The sequence below is a fragment of the Desulfatiglans anilini DSM 4660 genome (assembly GCF_000422285.1).
GTDB classification, from domain to species: Bacteria; Desulfobacterota; DSM-4660; order Desulfatiglandales; family Desulfatiglandaceae; genus Desulfatiglans; species Desulfatiglans anilini.
On the sequence record NZ_AULM01000021.1, the window covers coordinates 51484 to 67674 of the forward strand.

The following is a 16191-nucleotide window of genomic DNA, read 5'->3' on the forward strand; positions in this document are numbered from 1 at the left end:
CCGCAGATCGAGGTCTTGAAGGGACGGTTCTTGCGATGAAAAATATCCGGAAGGTACTGGCGATCACCGCGGGGGTGATCTGGGTGTTCGGGATCATCGGGTCGGCCGTATGGAGTCAGTGGCAGATGCGGCGCTCGCTGATGGTGTTGGCCGAATCGGAGGCCGCCGCCTCGATTGAGAAGGACGTCGTTTACCGCCGGTGGGTGTCCATGCATGGCGGGGTCTACGTGCCGCCGACGGAGACGACCCCGCCGAACCCGTATCTGAGCCATTTGCCGGAGCGGGATATCACCACGACGGATGGAAAGACCTTCACCCTGGTCAGTCCGGCCTACATGACCCGCCAGGTGCATGAACTGGGGCGCGAGCGGTACGGCCTGCGGGGGCATATCACGAGCCTGAATCCGCTCCGGCCGGAGAACGGGCCGGACCCTTGGGAGGCGGAGGCGTTGAAGGCCTTCGAAAGGGGTGTGAAGAAGGTCGAGTCGGTCGAGGTCCTGGACGGGGAGCCGCATCTCAGGGTCATGCGGCCTTTCGTGGTCGAGCAGGAGTGCCTCAAATGCCATGGGTCGGAGGGCTATCGGGAGGGGGATATCGGCGGGGGTATCAGTGTGTCGACCCCGCTTTCGGCGCATATCGCGGCGTTCGGCGACCATCGGATGCTGGTGGTTCTGGCGCACGCGGCGATCGGGATTTTGGGCCTCGCCGGTTTGTGGGGAGGCGCCGGGATCTTGAAAAAGTCAGAGAGGCGGCTGAGGCAGAGCGAGGAGCGGATCCGCGGCATCGTCGAACATAGCACCTCCGTCTTCTATGCCTGCGATGCGAAGGGGGTTCCGACCTATCTGAGCCCCCAGATCGAAACGGTGCTCGGGTACATGCCGGAAGAGGCCATGGCCCGTTGGGGGGACTTGATGACGGACAACCCCCTGAACCAGATTGCCGAGGAGCGGGCCGCGGCCGCTTTCGAGACGGGCGAGGCCCAGCCGCCCTATGAGATCGAGGCCGTGCACAAGGACGGCCATCCGGTCTGGGTGGAGTGCAGGCAGAGCCCTGTTGTCAAGGACGGGCAGGTCGTGGGAATGGCTGGTTCCTGGAGGGATATCAGCGCGCGTAAGGCAGGCTTGGCGGCGCTCAGAAATCGCGAAGAGCGTCTGAGGCTGGCCGTGGAAGCCGCTGAATCGGCCACCTGGGATTTCGATGTGCCGAGCGACACGATGATCTATGATCGGCGCTGGTTCCGCATGCTCGGCTATGCGGCGGGCGAGATCAAACCCGATCTCCGCAGTTGGGAAGCGCTCGTCCACCGGGAGGACAAGTCGTATGTAATCGGGCGATTTCATGCTCACTTGGTGGGTATGACGCAGATTTACGAGACGGAGCATCGGCTCCGCCACAAGTCGGGCGATTGGATCTGGGTGCTGGACAGGGGGCGCGTGACGGAACGCGACTCGGAGGGGCGGCCTTTGCGGGTCTGCGGCACGCTGATGGATATCACCGCCCGCAAACACGCCGAGCGTATGACGCAGATCCAGCTCGATCTGATCGAATTCGCGGCCGACCACAGTCTGGATGAGGTGTTGAAGCGTGCCTTGGACGAGATCAGCACGTTCGTGCGGAGCCCGACGGCCTTTTTCGCCCTCGTGGCGGCCGACCAGAAATCCATCTCGCTTCAAGAATGGTCGCCTTCGACCACGGAGATTTGCCGGGTGGAGGCGAAGCAACTGCACTGCACCCTCGATCGGGCCGGCGTCTGGGCGGATTGCGTTTTGGCGAAAAACCCCGTGATCCACAACGACTATCAGGCCCTGCCCCGCAAAAAGGGGCTGCCGGAGGGCCATCCCGAACTGGTCCGGGAGTTACTGGTGCCGGTGCTGCGGAAAGAAAGCGTCGTCGCGATCCTCGGTGTGGGCAACAAGCCCGTGCCTTACACGGAAGAAGACGCCGAACGGGTGGCGGCTTTGGCCGATGTGACGTGGGAGACCATCGAGCGCAAGCGGGTCGACGAGAGGCTGCGGGAGAGCGAAGAACTGCAGAAGGCTATGATCGAGTGCTCGCCCTTGGCGCTGTATGCCGTCGACCTGGAGGGTGGTGTCCTCTCATGGAACGCTTCGGCGGAAAGGTTGTTCGGCTGGAGCGCCGATGAGGTCGTCGGGAAGCCGCTGCCCACCGTTCCGGAGGAGAAGGCGCGCGAGTTCGAGGCGATCCGGAGGCGGGTCGCCGAGGGGGAGGTGATCTCGGGCCTCGAGGTCGTCCGGCGGAAGAAGGACGGGGTGCGGTTCGATGGGAGGCTGTCCGTTGCACCGATTCGTGATATCGATGGAGTGCTCGTCGGGTTCATGGCCAGCATGGAGGATGTGACCGTATGGAAGGAGGCGGAGAAGGAGAGGAAGGAGCTTTCGGAACAGCTTTCGCAGGCCCAGAAGCTCGAGTCCGTGGGGCGTCTGGCGGGGGGTGTCGCCCACGATTTCAACAACATGTTGAGCGTGATCCTGGGGCACGCTGAAATCCTGCTGGGAAAGCTCGAGCCGGGCGACCGCATGGCGGCGGGTCTGCGGGAGATTCAGGGGGCTGCCGAGCGGTCTGCGCTCTTGACGCGGCAGTTGCTCGCCTTTGCGAGGAAACAGGTCGTGGAGCCCAGGGTCCTCAGTTTGAACGAAACGGTGGAACCCCTCCTGAAGATGCTGCGCCGGTTGATCGGGGAGGACATCGCCCTGCTCTGGCACCCGGGGAGGAATCTCTGGCCGATCCTGATCGACCCGTCGCAGGTCGATCAGATACTGGCGAACCTGTGCGTAAACGCCCGGGATGCCATCGAGGATGTCGGGGAGATCGTCATCGAAACGCGGAATGTCCATCTGGTGGCCGCGCAATACGACGATCACCCGGAGGCTGTCTCCGGCGAGTATGTCCTGTTGTCTGTGAGCGATGACGGCTGCGGCGTGGACAAGGAGGCCCTGCCGTATCTGTTCGAGCCGTTTTTCACGACGAAAGAGGTCGGCAAGGGGACCGGGCTCGGCCTGCCCACCGTGTACGGCATCGTGCGGCAGAACGGGGGCTGGATCGATGTGCAGAGCGAATCCGGGAAGGGCGCCATCTTCAAGATCTATCTTCCGCGCCACTGCGGGGAGGAGATGCAGCCGCAGGAAGCGGTGTTGGACGCCTCGCTCCCGCGCGGCAGCGAGACCATTCTTCTGGTCGAGGACGAGCCTGCGGCGCTCCGAATGACGGCCAGGATGCTTGCGGGGTTGGGCTATCGCGTGCTGAGCGCTTCTTCGCCCGAAGAAGCCATCATGCTCGCGCACAAGCATGCAGACGAAATAGACCTGCTCCTCACGGATGTGGTGATGCCGGGGATGAACGGGAAGAATCTGGCAGATAAAATCCTGTCGACGCACCCCGGTCTCGTCTGCCTCTTCATGTCTGGATACACCGCCGATGTCATCGCTCACCACGGGATGATCCACGAGGGGATCGCATTCATCCAGAAGCCGTTCACCATGAAGGATCTTGCGGTCAAGATCCGCCTATTGTTCGATCAGGACTGAACGAACGACCTTGCGAGGTTGACATGACGACGCTTGTTGTTGTGACGGCAGTTGTGGTTCTGCTGCTGGCGGTCCATCTCTGGTACCTCCGCCGGGTGCGTGCGGCGGGGGAGGAGCTGCGCCGATCGGAGGAGAAGTACCGCGTGCTGGTGGAGCATGCGAACGACGGGATTTTTGTCGCCCAGGATGGCCGGTTCGAGTTCGGGAATGCAAAGGCCTTGGAGTTGGTCGGCTACGACGCAAAGACGCTGCGGGGGTCTAGCTTCGCCGATTTCATCCACCCCGAGGATCGGGCGATGGTGGTTGAGCGGCATTTTCAGCGGTTGAAGAACGAAAAGCCGCCGGAAAGCTACCCCTTCCGGATTCTCCGCCAGGACGGCTCGGTCAGGTGGGTCCACCTGAAGACGGTGCGGATCGACTGGGAAGGCAGGCCCGCGACGCTCAATCTGCTCGAGGATTTCACGGAGAAGAAGGCGGCGCAGGACGCGCTCGCGGAGCGCGAGGAGATGTACCGGAGTCTGGTCGAGCGCGCGAACGACGGCATCATGATCATCCAGGACGAGCGGATCGAGCTGTGCAACAGCATGTTCGCCGGCTGGGTGGGGTGTTCGAAGGCGGAAATCGAGGGCCGGCCGTTTACGGAGTTCGTGAAGGAAGAGGATGCCTCCCTGGTGCTCGATCGGCATCGGAGCCGGATGGCCGGAAGGCCGGTCGAGGGGCTCCTCGAACTGGAACTTCCCCGCAGGGGCGGGGGGGCCACGGACGTGGAGATCAACGCCGGCCTGATCCAATACCGGGGGGCGCCGGCCAATCTGGCCATCCTGCGCGACATTACCAAGCGCAAACAGACCATCGCCGAGCTCAGGAACAAGCGCGCCGAGGTCGATCAGATCTTCAAGGCCCTGCCCGACGCCATGATCTACACGGACACCGGCCGGAGGATCCTCCAGGTCAACCCGTCCTTCACGCGGATCTTCGGCTGGGAGGCCTGGGAGGTGCTGGGCAGGTCGACGCGCTTCCTCCACCCGGACGAGGACTCCTTCCTCGAGCACGGCAAGCTGCACTACAACCGGGAGGTCACCTATGTCGTCGATTTCTACGAACTCGTGACCCGGCGGAAGGACGGGGGCACGTTCCTTGCCGAGGTGGTGGCTGCGCCGGTGCGCGACGCGGAAGGGAAGATCGCCGGGCTCCTCTCCCTGGTGCGGGACATCTCCGGGCGGAGGGAGGCGGAGGAGCGGATCGAGCACCTGAACCGGGTGCTCCACGCCCTGCGGGAGGTGACGCGGTGGATTGGAAGAGAGACGGATCCGCAGCGGCTGACGGAGGCCGTCTGCCATATCCTGGTGACCTGGCGGAGCTACAGGGCGGCGCTGATCGCGCTCCAGCCCCAGGGGGAGGGTATGCCCTTCAGCGTAGCGACGGCGGGGGAGGAGGCGGCCCTGGAGCGGTGGGTCGCGAAGGCCCTGAACGGCGAGATACGGGATTGGATTGGGGAAGGCTCCGGGGAGGACTCCTCGGGCGGGCGGGAGGATTGTCTGTGCAGCCGGATCCAGCATGGGTCGACCCTTTACGGGTATGTGCTCGTGGTCCGCGGGAGGGGCCATGCGGTCGACGAGGAGGAGCGGACGCTTTTCTGTGACATGGCCGCCGATCTGGCCCATGCCCTCGACGCGATCGCCCAGGGCAGGGCTGCGGTCGAGGCGAGGAAGGAGGCCGCGCACCTCGAGAAGCAGTTCTACATGGCGCAGAAGCTCGAGGCGGTGGGGCGGCTGGCGGGCGGGATCGCCCACGACTTCAGCAATGTGGTGACGGTTATCGAGCTTTATGTCGATCTCCTGGAGAGCGGGCTGCCGGAGACCGAGCCGCTGCGCGCTACAACGGCATCTGTCCGGGAGGCCTGCGGCAGGGCCTCGCGGCTGACGCGGCAGCTGCTCACCTTCAGCCGCGGCCAGGTCCTGCAGGTGGAGCATATGAACCTGAACGACCTGATCGAGCAGATGATGAACATGCTGCGCCCCATGGTCAGGGAAGACATCTCGATCCGGTTCGTGCCCGCAGAGGGGCTCGAGCGCATCAAGGCCAACCCGGGGCAGATCGAGCAGGTCGTCATGAACCTGGTGGTCAATGCGCGGGATGCGATGCCGGACGGGGGCGAGATCGTGATCGAGACCCGCAGCGTGGAACTCGACGAGGAGTATGCCGCGCGGCACGTGGGGGTGCGGCCGGGCGCGTATGTCATGCTGGCGGTGAGCGATACGGGATCGGGGATCCCGAAGGAGGTCATGGGGCGGATCTTCGAACCGTTTTTCACGACCAAGAAGCCCGGCTTCGGCACCGGCCTGGGGCTGTCGACCGTCTACGGGATCGTGAAGCAGAGCGGCGGGAACATCTGGGCCTACAGCGAGCCGGGGCAGGGGACCACCTTCAAGGTGTACCTGCCGCAGACGGCCGAGGGGGAAGCGGTGCGGCGCACGGAGAACCAGCCGCTCGAGTTTTACGGGTCCGAGACCATTCTCCTCGTGGAAAACGAGGAGTGGCTCCTCGAACTGGTCGAATACATGCTGAAAGTGGCAGGCTACAAGGTCCTCGCGGCCGGGAGCGGAGAAGAGGCGCTTCGGGTGGCCGAGGAGTTCGGTGGACCGGTGGACCTGCTGCTGACCGACGTCGTGATGCCCGGCCTCAGCGGCCAGGAGACCGCCGAGCGATTCAAGGAGCGGTATCCGGAGGCGAAGGTCCTCTACATGTCCGGCTACAGCGAGGAGATCGTCTTCCGGGGAAACGGGGAAGGGGAGAAGACCCTTTTCATCTCCAAGCCCTTCACGGCGGCCGAACTGGCGCGCAAGCTGCGGGAGGTGCTGGGGGAGGTCCCTTAGCGGACAAGGGGGCGGCGCACCGGTTTCTCCGACCGGGTTCCCGGCGGTGTCTCAGAGTTCAGACCGTTTATCCGGAGAATCGGCGCGTTATACCCTGAAAGACCTCGCTCCGGTGCGATCCCCCGGACGTCGAAAAGACAGGATGATTTGGATGGATGCCTGCGGTGGGATGAGTGGTTTACCCAAGAATGAATAGGAGGTCTCTTTCCGCGGACTCACTCGCTGGATACGTGAGCTAAAGGCCGATTTCTCTTAGGCGAGTTCCAGTTTCAGGGTTCTACCGACCGCATGAGCTGCTTTTCTGAGGGTGTGTAACGTAACCGATTCATTGACAGGGTCCAAGAGCCTGTCGAGAGACGATCGGCTCGTTTTCATTCTCTTGGCCATTTCCGATTTCGATAGGTTGTTTCTTTTCATCTCCTGTTCTATTTGCCATGCCAGGACCCTTTTGATAGCGGTCTCCGTGCATTCTTCAAAGATCCCTTCCTCCTTAAGGAAGTCATTGAAGCTCCCACCCAGATTCTTGTGCTTGTCATTCATTCGATTTCTCCTTCTCAAAATGGGCCATACGCTGTTTGGCGGTCCTCAGATCATTTAGCGGTGTTTTAGGACTCTTTTTGATGAAACCATGCAGTAAGATCATCATTTGCCCGCTTACCGTGAAGAGTACTCTTGAAATCCGGCTACTTGATAGATCAGAGCGGACTTCCCATAGACCGGTATCAATCTTTCTCACGAGTGGCATGCCCATCGGCCATCCCAGCTCAACCGTGCGCATATCCTCACCGATAGTCTTCCTGTCAGCGGGTGTCAATTCCTTAAGCCACTCCTTCACCGGTATTCTCCCCTGATCAGTCATATAAAACTGAACATCGATGATTTTTCTTGTCCGCGCCATGCGTAAGAAATGTACCTATTATGGGGCATTTTGTCAAGAAAGATATTGTGTAAATGGGGGCCGACGATGACGATGATTTTGGCCAGATTCGATGGGACGTCGAGGACCCTGCGCCGGAATTCCGGCAGGGGGGACCGATGGAAATCAGCGATGATTCTCTTTAAAACAGTCTTCATATCAGGAAAAAATATGGAAATGCTTTCCTTAAGTCAAGGAAAGTATGAAAACTTTGGAGCCAAATCCAAATGCTATTTCCGCAGGGGGATCCCCCATTTCTTCATGTATTTCCAGACCGCGGTGTGGCTTACGCCGAGGCGGCGGCCGGCCTCCTCGGCGCTGTAACCCGTGATCCGCTCGATCGACGGGTTCCAGGAGGTGATCCGCCCCTGTTCGTCGAAGGTGAACACCCCATCCGCCATGGACTCGAGCAGCAGGCTCGAAAATTTGGGAGCCAGTGTCCGCATAGGCGTTGAAGGACGGAAAAGCGGTCTTTTTCAAGGCCGCTTTGGCCGGCCCGGGCAGAAAAGGGCGCCGGACGCTCTTCCCTCGCTTTGGACGGTGGGAGGGGGCGGGCGCAGCCGGTGAGGACGCACATCTATTTCCGGATCGACATCAAATGGCGCTGACGGGAACGGCGTAGACCGAATCGGTCAGGGGCAGCGCCTGCCGGACAAGGCATATCAGCGCCCCGGGGCCGACGGGCAGGGAGAGGCGGTCCAGCACCCCGAAATGCCGGATGTCGTGGGTGCCGGGCGAGGCCGTCTTTTTGATCTCGATCGGATAGGCGGTGCCGTCCTGAATGATCAGGAGGTCGATCTCTTTCTGATCCTTGTCCCGATAAAAATAGAAAGGGGCCCGTTTCCCGCTGTGCCACCAGCCTTTGAGCAGTTCTCCTATGGTCCACGTCTCCAGGACGGCCCCGGACATGGCCCCAGCCTCCAGGGTTTCGGGGCTCGACCATTCCGTCAGATAGGCGCACAGGCCCGTATCGAGGAAGTAGAGTTTGGGCGTCTTCACCAGGCGTTTGGTCACGTTGGTGAAGTAGGGCTCCAGGAGGTGGACGATCCCGGAGGTCTGCAGGATGGAGAGCCAGCTCCTGGCGGTGCCGGTCGAAACCCCGGCGTCGCGCCCGAGCACAAGCTCCGGCGAATGATCTCGCCACCGTATGCCGCTGCCGGCGCATCGCTCATGGGGCCCTTCTATGCGCGCAGGATCGACTCCCCGTACTGCAGCACGTTCGCGTCGGCGGAAAGAAGGGATATACGTTCCGTTTTTGCCTGCGCAATGAGGATGCGATCGAAGGGGTCCTTGTGCAGCAACGGAAGAGCATCGACTCTCAAGGCATGCTCGGCGGTCACAGGGAGTTCGAGGTAGCCATGCAAGACCATCATCTTTCTCAGCAGGTAGGGATCGACCTTGAAGTCTTCCCTCCCTAAACCGAGTTTGATCACGATTTCCCAGATGCTCGCAGCGCTGAAAAGAAGCGTGTTTTCGGGAGAGGTCAGCAGCGAACGGGTCTTTGCCGAAAGCTTCTCAGGATCGCCGGCAGCCCAAAGGAGAACATGGGTGTCCAGGAGAAGCTTCACTTGGTTCGGCCTTCGAAAAGTTCGAGGATCTGGGAAGCCCCCAGCGTATCGAAATCATCCGGGGTGAGGATCTGATCCCTCAAGAATCCGAGTCTGCCGGCGACACCCCGCTCCTCTTGGGACAAGGGCAGGACCTTCACCATCGGCTTGCCGGCCTTGGCGATGATAAAACCGTTGCCGCGCGCCGCTTCCTCGACCAGGCGGGACAGGTTTGTTTTGGCCTCATGGATATTGTACGTTTGCATAACATACTCTGCTTGATTTAGTTTACAAAACTAAGTCTAGCCACGATGAGATTCCGTGTCAAGATCATTCGTTGGTCGCCTATGCAGATCCACTGCCACGGATGGCTTCGCTGGCGGGCTCCCAGGCGGAAAGGTTGTATGGCTGGAGCGCCGAGGAGGTCGTCGGGAAGCGGCTGCCCAGTGGTAGTTCCAGGTCGTTTGTCCGTTCAGACCGATTATCCGGGGAATCGGCGCGTAATACCCTGAAAGACCCCGCCCCGGTGTGATGCGCCGGACGTCGAAAAGACAGCAAAGCGCGGGAGAGAAGGACGTTCCTTCTGTTTCCGCATTCGCGGCCCTGAGGCCTCGAACGCGGAAAGAGGGAGAACGTCTTTTTTTTCGCTATCGGTTCATCTTTTCATAAGCGCTGAGGGCCGTCGTCACCATGGCGGCCAGGTCGCTGACATTGCTGGGGATCACGAGGGTGTTGGAGGTCTGCGCCAGCTTGCCGAATTCGGCGACGTACTGCTCGGCCACGCGCAGGTTGGCGGCGGCCTGCCCGCCGGCCATCTGAAGCTGCTCAGCGATGAGCCTCAGGCCTTCGGCGGTCGCCTGGGCGACGGCGAGGATCTCCTGGGCGCGGCCTTCGGCCTCGTTGATGCGCCGCTGCTTCTCGCCCTCGGAGCGCAGGATCGCGTCCTGCCGTTCGCCTTCGGCGCGGTTGATGGTGGACTGCCGTTCGCCCTCCGACTTGGCGATGGCGGCGCGCTTCTCGCGCTCGGCGGTCATCTGGGCCTCCATCGCGTTCTTGACGGACTGGGGCGGCATGATGTCCTTGACCTCGTAGCGAAGGACCTTGACCCCCCAGGCCTGGGCGGCCAGGTCGATCGAATCCACCACCTGCCCGTTGATCGCCTCGCGTTCCTCGAAGGTCTTGTCGAGATCGATCCGGCCGATGCAGGACCGGAGCGTCGTCTGCGCCAGTTGGGAGGCGGCGACGCGGTAGTCGCTGATGCCGTAGGCGGCGAGTTTGCTGTCCATGACCTGCAGGTAGATCAGGCCGTCGACCTCGACGGTCACGTTGTCCTTGGTGATGCAGGTCTGGCTCGGGATGTCGAGGACCTCCTCCTTCAGGGAGAACTTGTAGGAGATCCGGTCGAGGAACGGGATGAGGATGTGGAAGCCGGCGCCGAGGGTGCTGCTGTACTTCCCCAGCCTTTCGACGATGTACTCGTTCTTCTGGGGGACGATCACGGCCGACTTGAGGATGATGACGACGACCAAGGCGGCCAGAACGATGCTGGCGACAAGCGATGGGGTCATGGCATACTCCCGAGTTCGTTCAAGGTTTTTGGACGAAATAGGCCTGGCGGGATCCACCCGCGTATCGAATGATCTTCGCCGTCTCCCCGACGCCGATCTCTTCGTCGGCGACCGCGTCCCAGAGGGAGCCGCGGAACTCGATACGACCCCCAGGTCGGGAGGAAACGGGGCGGGCGACCTTGACGAGCGCGCCTTCGGGGAAGTCATCGAAGTCCGGCTCGGAACGGGTCATGGACCGGCCCTTGAAGATGCGCATGAGCCATTTGCGGAGAAAGACGATCGAGGCGATGGTGGCGGCGATGAAAACCAGGAACTGCTGGGTGAGCGTCAGAGGCCACAGGAGCAGAAGGCCCGAGACGACCAGGCACCCGATCCCCATGAACAGGACCACGAAGCCCGGCATCAGCAGCTCCAGGAAGGCCAGGCCGACGCCGCACAAAAACCAGATGAGCCATGCCGAAAAAATCGATTCCATCGCCATATCCTCCGGCTCCGTCCAGGTGAGCGCGCGGCATCATACTAACCCAGATTCTTGAAAATGCAAAGCGGGTCTTTGGGAGGGAAAAGGGGGGAGGCAGCTCGAGGCTGTCAGGAAAATCGTGAGATGGACCCCACATACGGGGCCATCTTTCTGGAGATTGAAGGTGTATGCAGGATCACCGGGATACCCTCCGGGTTTATGCTGCAAATCCTTGTTGCTTGAGTATATTTGAATAGGATTTGCACAAAGGAGTTTCACAGATGATTTCAATTTTCTGCCCTTCACACCCTATGGAGCGGTTCCTTAGTCTCCATCCGGAAATGGTCTTTTTGGCCAATCTCGGCGTCAATCTGCACGTTTGCTTGTGCGGCGACCCACAGGTCGCCTCCGCACAAACGCTTGATTTCCTTGATATTGGCCAAAAATCCTCATTTCCGGATTGGAAACTGGGTTCTACCGCGAAATCATTTCCGGATGGACACTCCTTAAGTCAAGGAAAATATGAAAAAGCGGGTGGTGGCGATGGACACCGGAAACCAGAATAATCCATTCGCTTGGTGACTAAATTAAGCAAAATTTAGTCACTTTGGATGCTCATTTTTACTGAAATATAGTCAGCAAACGAGGGTTGAAAATGGGTTAAGGTTTTTTATCGTGTGGGCAAATACCGACTCCAAGTCCCTGGAGTGAAAGGGATGAGCCTTTTAAGCCAATTAAATTCCGAATTGAACCATAAAATCCGTGGCCTCAACTACAGGCCTTAATTTGCGGTCTCGCTTTTCGATCTTCACGATGCCGTAGCGGGCCATCGTTTTGAGTGTCCGCGACAGGTTGCTGCTGCTGCGCCCTGTCACCGCTTCCAATTCTTTGAGCGATTGAGGTTTATGTTTCAAAATGGTCTTCAATAGCCATTGGTTTTCATTACTTAGAACCTGGGCCATGGACTGTAGCGATTCGAACCATATTTTGGGTTCATCCGGCTGTGGTTGGTATTCTCCGTTGGCGATGGCCAAGGTGCGCTTCTTGTAATCCTCATAGGACAGAATGCCGATATGGAGTACTTTTCGGTTCATTTTTCTACCTCTGATATTGGCTCATGATTCGGTCGACTTCGCGCCAGAAATCATGGAGCAACTCGCCTGCAGATTCGTATTCGTAGGGGGAAATGACATTGAATTCATGTTTGTGATCCCAGGAAATTTTCCTGGCGCCGTAGCGCTTGGTCTTGGGTTTGAAGGCGTGTGCATTGTCAAAGCCAAGCAGTCGCCGGTTGTTTCGGTCGTGCAAGGTCAGGCAATACCGGACTCCATGAGGGATATGGGGTTCCGGGGCGACCCGGAACGCCTCGAATTTTGTCCAATAACCCTTATCCATAAAGAAAATCTCACCATCCAAATTCAGCAAGGTGGCAAGGCTTTCATCGTCCTCAGAAGGTCGTCCGATCTCCATGTCGAAATAGATTATCACCAGGTGATAAGGTATGCAAGCTTTTTTCATGAGCGTGGGCTGTTTGCTGTTTAGAACCTTGGTGGGTTGCTCCTGGGCCAAGCCCACCTGTTTGCGGATTTCGGCCAGGTTGCTGTGCTTTAAGTTCTTCACGGTGTCGGCATGGGGTTGCCCAAGGGCGGGGTCCGGAATCCGCAGCAAATTGACTACGAGGGTCAGCGTTCCCTGCATGGCGGGCGCATGCCTCTATTTCCGCAGTGGGATCCCCCATTTCTTCATGTACTTCCAGACCGCGGTGCGGCTTACGCCGAGGCGGCGGCCGGCCTCGGCCTTGTTCCAGGCGCATTCGTCGAGGAGTTCGAGCAGGCCGTCGCGGGTGAGCGGCTGGGGCGGCCAGCCGCTTTTCGCGGGCGGGGCCTCCTGCGGGAGGGGGGCGGGGCGGTAGGCGAAGCGGCGGATCTCGACTGGCAGATCGAAGACGTCGATATAGTCTCCGGCGCACAGGACGAAGGCATGCTCGATGGCGTTTTCGAGTTCACGCGCATTGCCCGGCCAGGGGTAGTCCATCAGGATCCGCATGGAACTCTTCGTGGCGCCTTTGATGGCCAGGCCGGTCTTGCGGTTTTGCAGTTCGATGAAGTGGGTGACGAGCCAGGGGATGTCCTCCTTGCGCTCGCGCAGGGGCGGGATGAGGATCGGGAACACCTTGAGCCGGTAAAAGAGATCCTCCCGGAAGGCGCCCTGCTGGACCTGGGTGAGGAGGTCCTTGTTGGTGGCGGCGATGATCCGGATGTCGATCCTGCGCTTGCGGGATTCCCCGACGCGTTCGATTTCCCGCTCCTGCACGACCCTCAGGAGCTTCACCTGAATGAACGGGCTGATCTCGGCGATCTCGTCCAGGAAGATCGTGCCGCCGTCGGCCTCTTCGAAGCGGCCGACCCGGTCGCGGATGGCACCGGTGAAGGCCCCTTTGACATGCCCGAAGAGTTCGCTTTCAAGGAGCGTCTCAGAGAGCGCGCTGCAGTTGACGGTAACGAAGGGCATGTTTTTCCGGGCGCTGTGGTGGTGGATGGCGCTGGCGACGAGTTCCTTGCCGGTGCCGCTTTCGCCCTGGACGAGGATGGTGGCCTCGCTCGCCGCGGCCGCCTCGATGGCCGAGAAGACCTGCTGCATGGCGTGGCTCTTGCCGATGATCTGGTCGAAGCGGTGGGTCTCGCCGAGGCGGCGGGCGGCCTCCTCCGCCTCGTGGCGCGCCTTCTGGAGTTCCGTGAGGTCCGTAACCGTCTCGACGACGCCCTCGATCGTTCCCTGCTCATCCCTGACGAGCCGGGCGCTCTTGATGACCGGCACGTCGTACCCGTCTTTGTGGCGCAGGAAACACTCCCTCCCGTCGAGGCGCCCATAGGTGAGGATGCCGCATTCGGAGATGCCGGTCGGGCAACTTGCCTGAAAGCACTCGGTGAAGTTCAGGAGGGCGCAGGGCTGCCCGATCGCCTCCTCGGCGCTGTAACCCGTGATCCGTTCGATCGACGGGTTCCAGGAGGTGATCCGCCCCTGTTCATCGAGGGTGAACACCCCGTCCGCCATGGACTCGAGCAGCAGGCTCGAAAATCTGGGATCCAGTGTCCGCATAGGCGTTGAAGGACGGAAAAGCGGTTGTTTCATGGCCGCCTTTCGCGGTCCGGAAAATGGGTTTTATCCGTGCCGCCTTTCGCGGTCCGGAAAATGGGTTTTATCCGTTGCAGGATGAACCGGCATAAAGAATAAGTAACGTTACCGGGTTCCTTTGTCAAGGATATCGCGGGCCGAGCGGGAGCCTGATGGCGATGTGCGGCACAATAATTGAAGTAGCTCGAAGGATGCAGAAGTTCACAGAGGTGTCGGCGGGTTCGCTTCGGGCGCCTGGGGATGGAGAGAGGATTGGGTTTGATCTCGGAAAAGAAGGCAGGAAAGTTACACAGGGGGAAAGACCACGGGTTGACGGTGGTCCATTTCGGCGCCCCCTGGTGTGCGCCCTGCTCCCTTCAGGATCCGATCATGAGGGAGCTTTCCAGGCGGTACAGGGGCAGGGTGCGCATGGCCGCGGTCGATATCGACCGGAACCCGGATGCGGCCGTGCAGCTCGGGATCGAGTGCATTCCGACTGTGGTGATCTTCCGGGATGGATTAGAAGTGAAGCGCTTCCTGGGACTTCAATCGGCTGACGTTCTTTCGGCCGCCATCCGCTCGATCCAGGGCGCAGAAGAGGCGTGAAGAGTTCTTGGCACAAGTTTTGCTTTTAAAGTATTCAACAGAAACAGCGGTTCGTTTGCCATAACCTCTAACCTTAACCCTCCTGATCCAGGGCGGGGCATGCAAGGGAAACGGTGCGCCTTGCATGCCCTGTTTCCTTCCAAGCGTTCCAGAAAACAGCCTCGCCGAGGTCCGGCGGGCTTGACAGAACGAAAAGAAAGACTCCTTCTCCCTGCAGCCCTTCGAAAAGATAGCGTTACTTATACCGTTACGGAACGTTACAAAATGCTGGGTAACGGTTTGCTTTGGAGTTCGAGCGCATGGATCTAAGGGCGTAAATGGTTGGGTAGGGCCGTCTGCGGCCTGGGAGCCGGGGAGGCGTCGATGGAGGTGCGAGCGGCATACATCTTGATGCATGATGAGGGGGATGGCGCGGCGTGATTTCTGCGTCCTACGCCGCGATGATTCAGTGAAAAACGAGCAAGGAGGTGTTTCGATGCCTAGAGGAGATGGAACAGGTCCAAGGGGACAGGGGCCCGGAACGGGCAGAGGCACGGGGGGAAGAGGCGGCGGAGGCGGCGGAGGCCGTGGTGGTGGATTCGGGGCCGGTCCAGGCGGCAACTGCGTCTGCCCCAACTGCGGCGCGAAGGCGCCGCACGAACTGGGGGTTCCCTGCTATCAGCAGGCTTGTCCGCAGTGCGGTGCAGCGATGACACGCGAGTAGTGCGGCCGCCCCCGGGGGGTCATCGAGCGGCGGCCGAGCGGAGCCGGATGGGCAGCGGCGCAGCCGCTGGGTTGTGCGACGTTCTGTTCTGCGGCGGCAGTCATGGCCCGCGGACCGGGGCGGCGACAACAAGAGGGAAGGAGATCTGTGAATGGACACTGTATCGTTTGCCGAGATCGCTGTGGTCTCATGCGGCACATTGAGTTTAGAGCTGAACTATCTGAGAAAAGAAGGATTTCTTGATACGCAGCATCTCTTTTACACGACCCCGGGCCTTCACGAGGACTGCAAGGAGCTCGAGCGGCAGTTGGTCGACCGGATCCAGCGGGCCAAGGAAAAGGCGGACAAGGTGCTGGTCGTCTATGGCGGCAAGTTCTGCTACGTCAATGCGGACAACCCGACGCGGACGATGCGCACGATCATCTCCGAGCAGGGGGAGGGGGTGGCGCGGATCGAGGCCACGCACTGCATGGACATGATCGCGGGGGAGGAGGAGCGCGAGCGGATCGCCCAGGAGATGGCGGGTGGCGAGAAGGTTTGGTGGATGACGCCGGGTTGGATCCAGTTCCGTCACCAGGTGTTCAAGGGCTGGGACCAGGGGCTGGCGAACGAGAACTTCCCTCGGCACACCGGCGGAGCGATCGTGCTCGACGGCATCGGCTTCCTCGATACGTACATGGCCGAGAAACCGGAGGAGTTCCTGGAGTACTCCGACTGGATGGGGATCCCGATCCAGCCCTGTCCCGTCACCCTCGACCGGTTCAAGTCGCTGCTCCTCGATCAGGCGAAAAAACTTCTGGCCTGAGTCGTTTCCATCCGGAAATGGTCTTTTTGGCCCATCTCGGCGTCAATCTGC

The 16191-nt window shown here is 60.5% G+C and carries 17 protein-coding genes; 6 read left to right on the top strand and 11 right to left on the bottom strand.

Annotated features, from left to right (window positions below):
• Positions 1-35: 35 nt before the first annotated feature.
• The gene (locus tag H567_RS27320; protein WP_051184891.1) at positions 36-3545 is read left to right on the top strand and encodes a PAS domain S-box protein; all 3510 of its coding nucleotides are present in this window, start codon (positions 36-38) and stop codon (positions 3543-3545) included.
• A 23-nt stretch (positions 3546-3568) separates the two neighbouring features.
• Positions 3569-6421 carry a PAS domain S-box protein gene (locus tag H567_RS27325; RefSeq protein ID WP_051184892.1) on the top strand — a complete coding sequence of 951 codons (2853 nt, stop codon included), beginning with the start codon at positions 3569-3571 and terminating at the stop codon, positions 6419-6421.
• 252 nt (positions 6422-6673) lie between these two features.
• Here H567_RS27325 and H567_RS0114130 read toward each other — a convergent pair whose 3' ends face one another.
• The 8 genes from H567_RS0114130 to H567_RS27330 all read right to left on the bottom strand — a co-directional run bounded on the left by H567_RS0114130 (position 6674) and on the right by H567_RS27330 (position 10927).
• Positions 6674-6961 (bottom strand): XRE family transcriptional regulator, encoded by a 288-nt coding sequence (locus tag H567_RS0114130; protein ID WP_028321898.1) that lies wholly within the window; start codon positions 6959-6961, stop codon positions 6674-6676.
• Positions 6954-7319, bottom strand: a complete 366-nt coding sequence (locus H567_RS0114135) for a type II toxin-antitoxin system RelE/ParE family toxin (RefSeq protein WP_028321899.1) — start codon at positions 7317-7319, stop codon at positions 6954-6956. The genes H567_RS0114130 and H567_RS0114135 overlap by 8 nt, the downstream gene beginning before the upstream one ends.
• 248 nt (positions 7320-7567) lie before the next feature.
• Positions 7568-7783 (bottom strand): PAS domain S-box protein, encoded by a 216-nt coding sequence (locus H567_RS0114145; protein WP_028321900.1) that lies wholly within the window; start codon positions 7781-7783, stop codon positions 7568-7570.
• Positions 7784-7931: 148 nt separating this feature from the next.
• Positions 7932-8456, bottom strand: a complete 525-nt coding sequence (locus H567_RS25055) for a DUF4143 domain-containing protein (RefSeq protein WP_051184894.1) — start codon at positions 8454-8456, stop codon at positions 7932-7934.
• 62 nt (positions 8457-8518) lie between these two features.
• Positions 8519-8905 carry a type II toxin-antitoxin system VapC family toxin gene (locus H567_RS0114155; protein ID WP_028321901.1) on the bottom strand — a complete coding sequence of 129 codons (387 nt, stop codon included), beginning with the start codon at positions 8903-8905 and terminating at the stop codon, positions 8519-8521.
• Positions 8902-9150, bottom strand: a complete 249-nt coding sequence (locus H567_RS0114160) for a type II toxin-antitoxin system Phd/YefM family antitoxin (RefSeq protein WP_028321902.1) — start codon at positions 9148-9150, stop codon at positions 8902-8904. Before H567_RS0114160 ends, H567_RS0114155 begins: the two co-directional genes overlap by 4 nt.
• 381 nt (positions 9151-9531) lie before the next feature.
• Positions 9532-10452, bottom strand: a complete 921-nt coding sequence (locus tag H567_RS0114165) for an SPFH domain-containing protein (RefSeq protein WP_028321903.1) — start codon at positions 10450-10452, stop codon at positions 9532-9534.
• A 19-nt stretch (positions 10453-10471) separates the two neighbouring features.
• Positions 10472-10927 (bottom strand): NfeD family protein, encoded by a 456-nt coding sequence (locus tag H567_RS27330; RefSeq protein WP_051184896.1) that lies wholly within the window; start codon positions 10925-10927, stop codon positions 10472-10474.
• A gap of 266 nt (positions 10928-11193) precedes the next feature.
• Between H567_RS27330 and H567_RS28615 the strand changes: the two genes are divergently transcribed.
• On the top strand, positions 11194-11478 hold the full coding sequence (locus H567_RS28615; protein WP_153306204.1) for a hypothetical protein: 285 nt from the start codon (positions 11194-11196) through the stop codon (positions 11476-11478).
• 168 nt (positions 11479-11646) lie between these two features.
• On the opposite strand, the gene H567_RS0114185 is transcribed toward H567_RS28615, so the two are convergent.
• Genes H567_RS0114185 through H567_RS0114195 form a run of 3 tightly spaced genes read right to left on the bottom strand, consistent with a single transcriptional unit; the run spans position 11647 to position 14044 of the window.
• Entirely contained in the window at positions 11647-12006 is a 360-nt protein-coding gene (locus H567_RS0114185; protein WP_028321904.1) for an HVO_A0114 family putative DNA-binding protein, read from the bottom strand.
• Between the two features lie 4 nt (positions 12007-12010).
• A complete protein-coding gene (locus tag H567_RS29630) occupies positions 12011-12610 on the bottom strand; it encodes a toxin-antitoxin system TumE family protein (protein WP_244155478.1) in 600 nt (199 codons plus the stop codon).
• A 15-nt stretch (positions 12611-12625) separates the two neighbouring features.
• Complete coding sequence (locus H567_RS0114195) at positions 12626-14044, bottom strand: sigma-54 interaction domain-containing protein (protein WP_084517339.1); 1419 nt, start codon at positions 14042-14044, stop codon at positions 12626-12628.
• Between the two features lie 255 nt (positions 14045-14299).
• On the opposite strand from H567_RS0114195, the gene H567_RS0114205 reads away from it, so the two are divergent.
• From H567_RS0114205 to H567_RS0114215, 3 genes are all read left to right on the top strand, one after another.
• On the top strand, positions 14300-14632 hold the full coding sequence (locus tag H567_RS0114205; RefSeq protein WP_244155479.1) for a thioredoxin family protein: 333 nt from the start codon (positions 14300-14302) through the stop codon (positions 14630-14632).
• Between the two features lie 475 nt (positions 14633-15107).
• A complete protein-coding gene (locus H567_RS0114210; RefSeq protein ID WP_084517341.1) occupies positions 15108-15335 on the top strand; it encodes a hypothetical protein in 228 nt (75 codons plus the stop codon).
• Positions 15336-15486: 151 nt separating this feature from the next.
• Entirely contained in the window at positions 15487-16140 is a 654-nt protein-coding gene (locus tag H567_RS0114215) for a DUF1638 domain-containing protein (protein WP_028321909.1), read from the top strand.
• Positions 16141-16191: the final 51 nt, after the last annotated feature.

Bases quoted from the DNA above. Each gene is read 5' to 3' on its own strand.
- H567_RS27320 (WP_051184891.1), top strand. From the start codon at position 36: ATGAAAAATATCCGGAAGGTACTGGCGATCACCGCGGGGGTGATCTGG.
- H567_RS27325 (WP_051184892.1), top strand. From the start codon at position 3,569: ATGACGACGCTTGTTGTTGTGACGGCAGTTGTGGTTCTGCTGCTGGCG.
- H567_RS0114130 (WP_028321898.1), bottom strand. From the start codon at position 6,961: ATGAATGACAAGCACAAGAATCTGGGTGGGAGCTTCAATGACTTCCTT.
- H567_RS0114135 (WP_028321899.1), bottom strand. From the start codon at position 7,319: ATGGCGCGGACAAGAAAAATCATCGATGTTCAGTTTTATATGACTGAT.
- H567_RS0114145 (WP_028321900.1), bottom strand. From the start codon at position 7,783: ATGCGGACACTGGCTCCCAAATTTTCGAGCCTGCTGCTCGAGTCCATG.
- H567_RS0114160 (WP_028321902.1), bottom strand. From the start codon at position 9,150: ATGCAAACGTACAATATCCATGAGGCCAAAACAAACCTGTCCCGCCTG.
- H567_RS0114165 (WP_028321903.1), bottom strand. From the start codon at position 10,452: ATGACCCCATCGCTTGTCGCCAGCATCGTTCTGGCCGCCTTGGTCGTC.
- H567_RS27330 (WP_051184896.1), bottom strand. From the start codon at position 10,927: ATGGAATCGATTTTTTCGGCATGGCTCATCTGGTTTTTGTGCGGCGTC.
- H567_RS28615 (WP_153306204.1), top strand. From the start codon at position 11,194: ATGATTTCAATTTTCTGCCCTTCACACCCTATGGAGCGGTTCCTTAGT.
- H567_RS0114185 (WP_028321904.1), bottom strand. From the start codon at position 12,006: ATGAACCGAAAAGTACTCCATATCGGCATTCTGTCCTATGAGGATTAC.
- H567_RS29630 (WP_244155478.1), bottom strand. From the start codon at position 12,610: ATGCAGGGAACGCTGACCCTCGTAGTCAATTTGCTGCGGATTCCGGAC.
- H567_RS0114195 (WP_084517339.1), bottom strand. From the start codon at position 14,044: ATGAAACAACCGCTTTTCCGTCCTTCAACGCCTATGCGGACACTGGAT.
- H567_RS0114210 (WP_084517341.1), top strand. From the start codon at position 15,108: ATGCCTAGAGGAGATGGAACAGGTCCAAGGGGACAGGGGCCCGGAACG.
- H567_RS0114215 (WP_028321909.1), top strand. From the start codon at position 15,487: ATGGACACTGTATCGTTTGCCGAGATCGCTGTGGTCTCATGCGGCACA.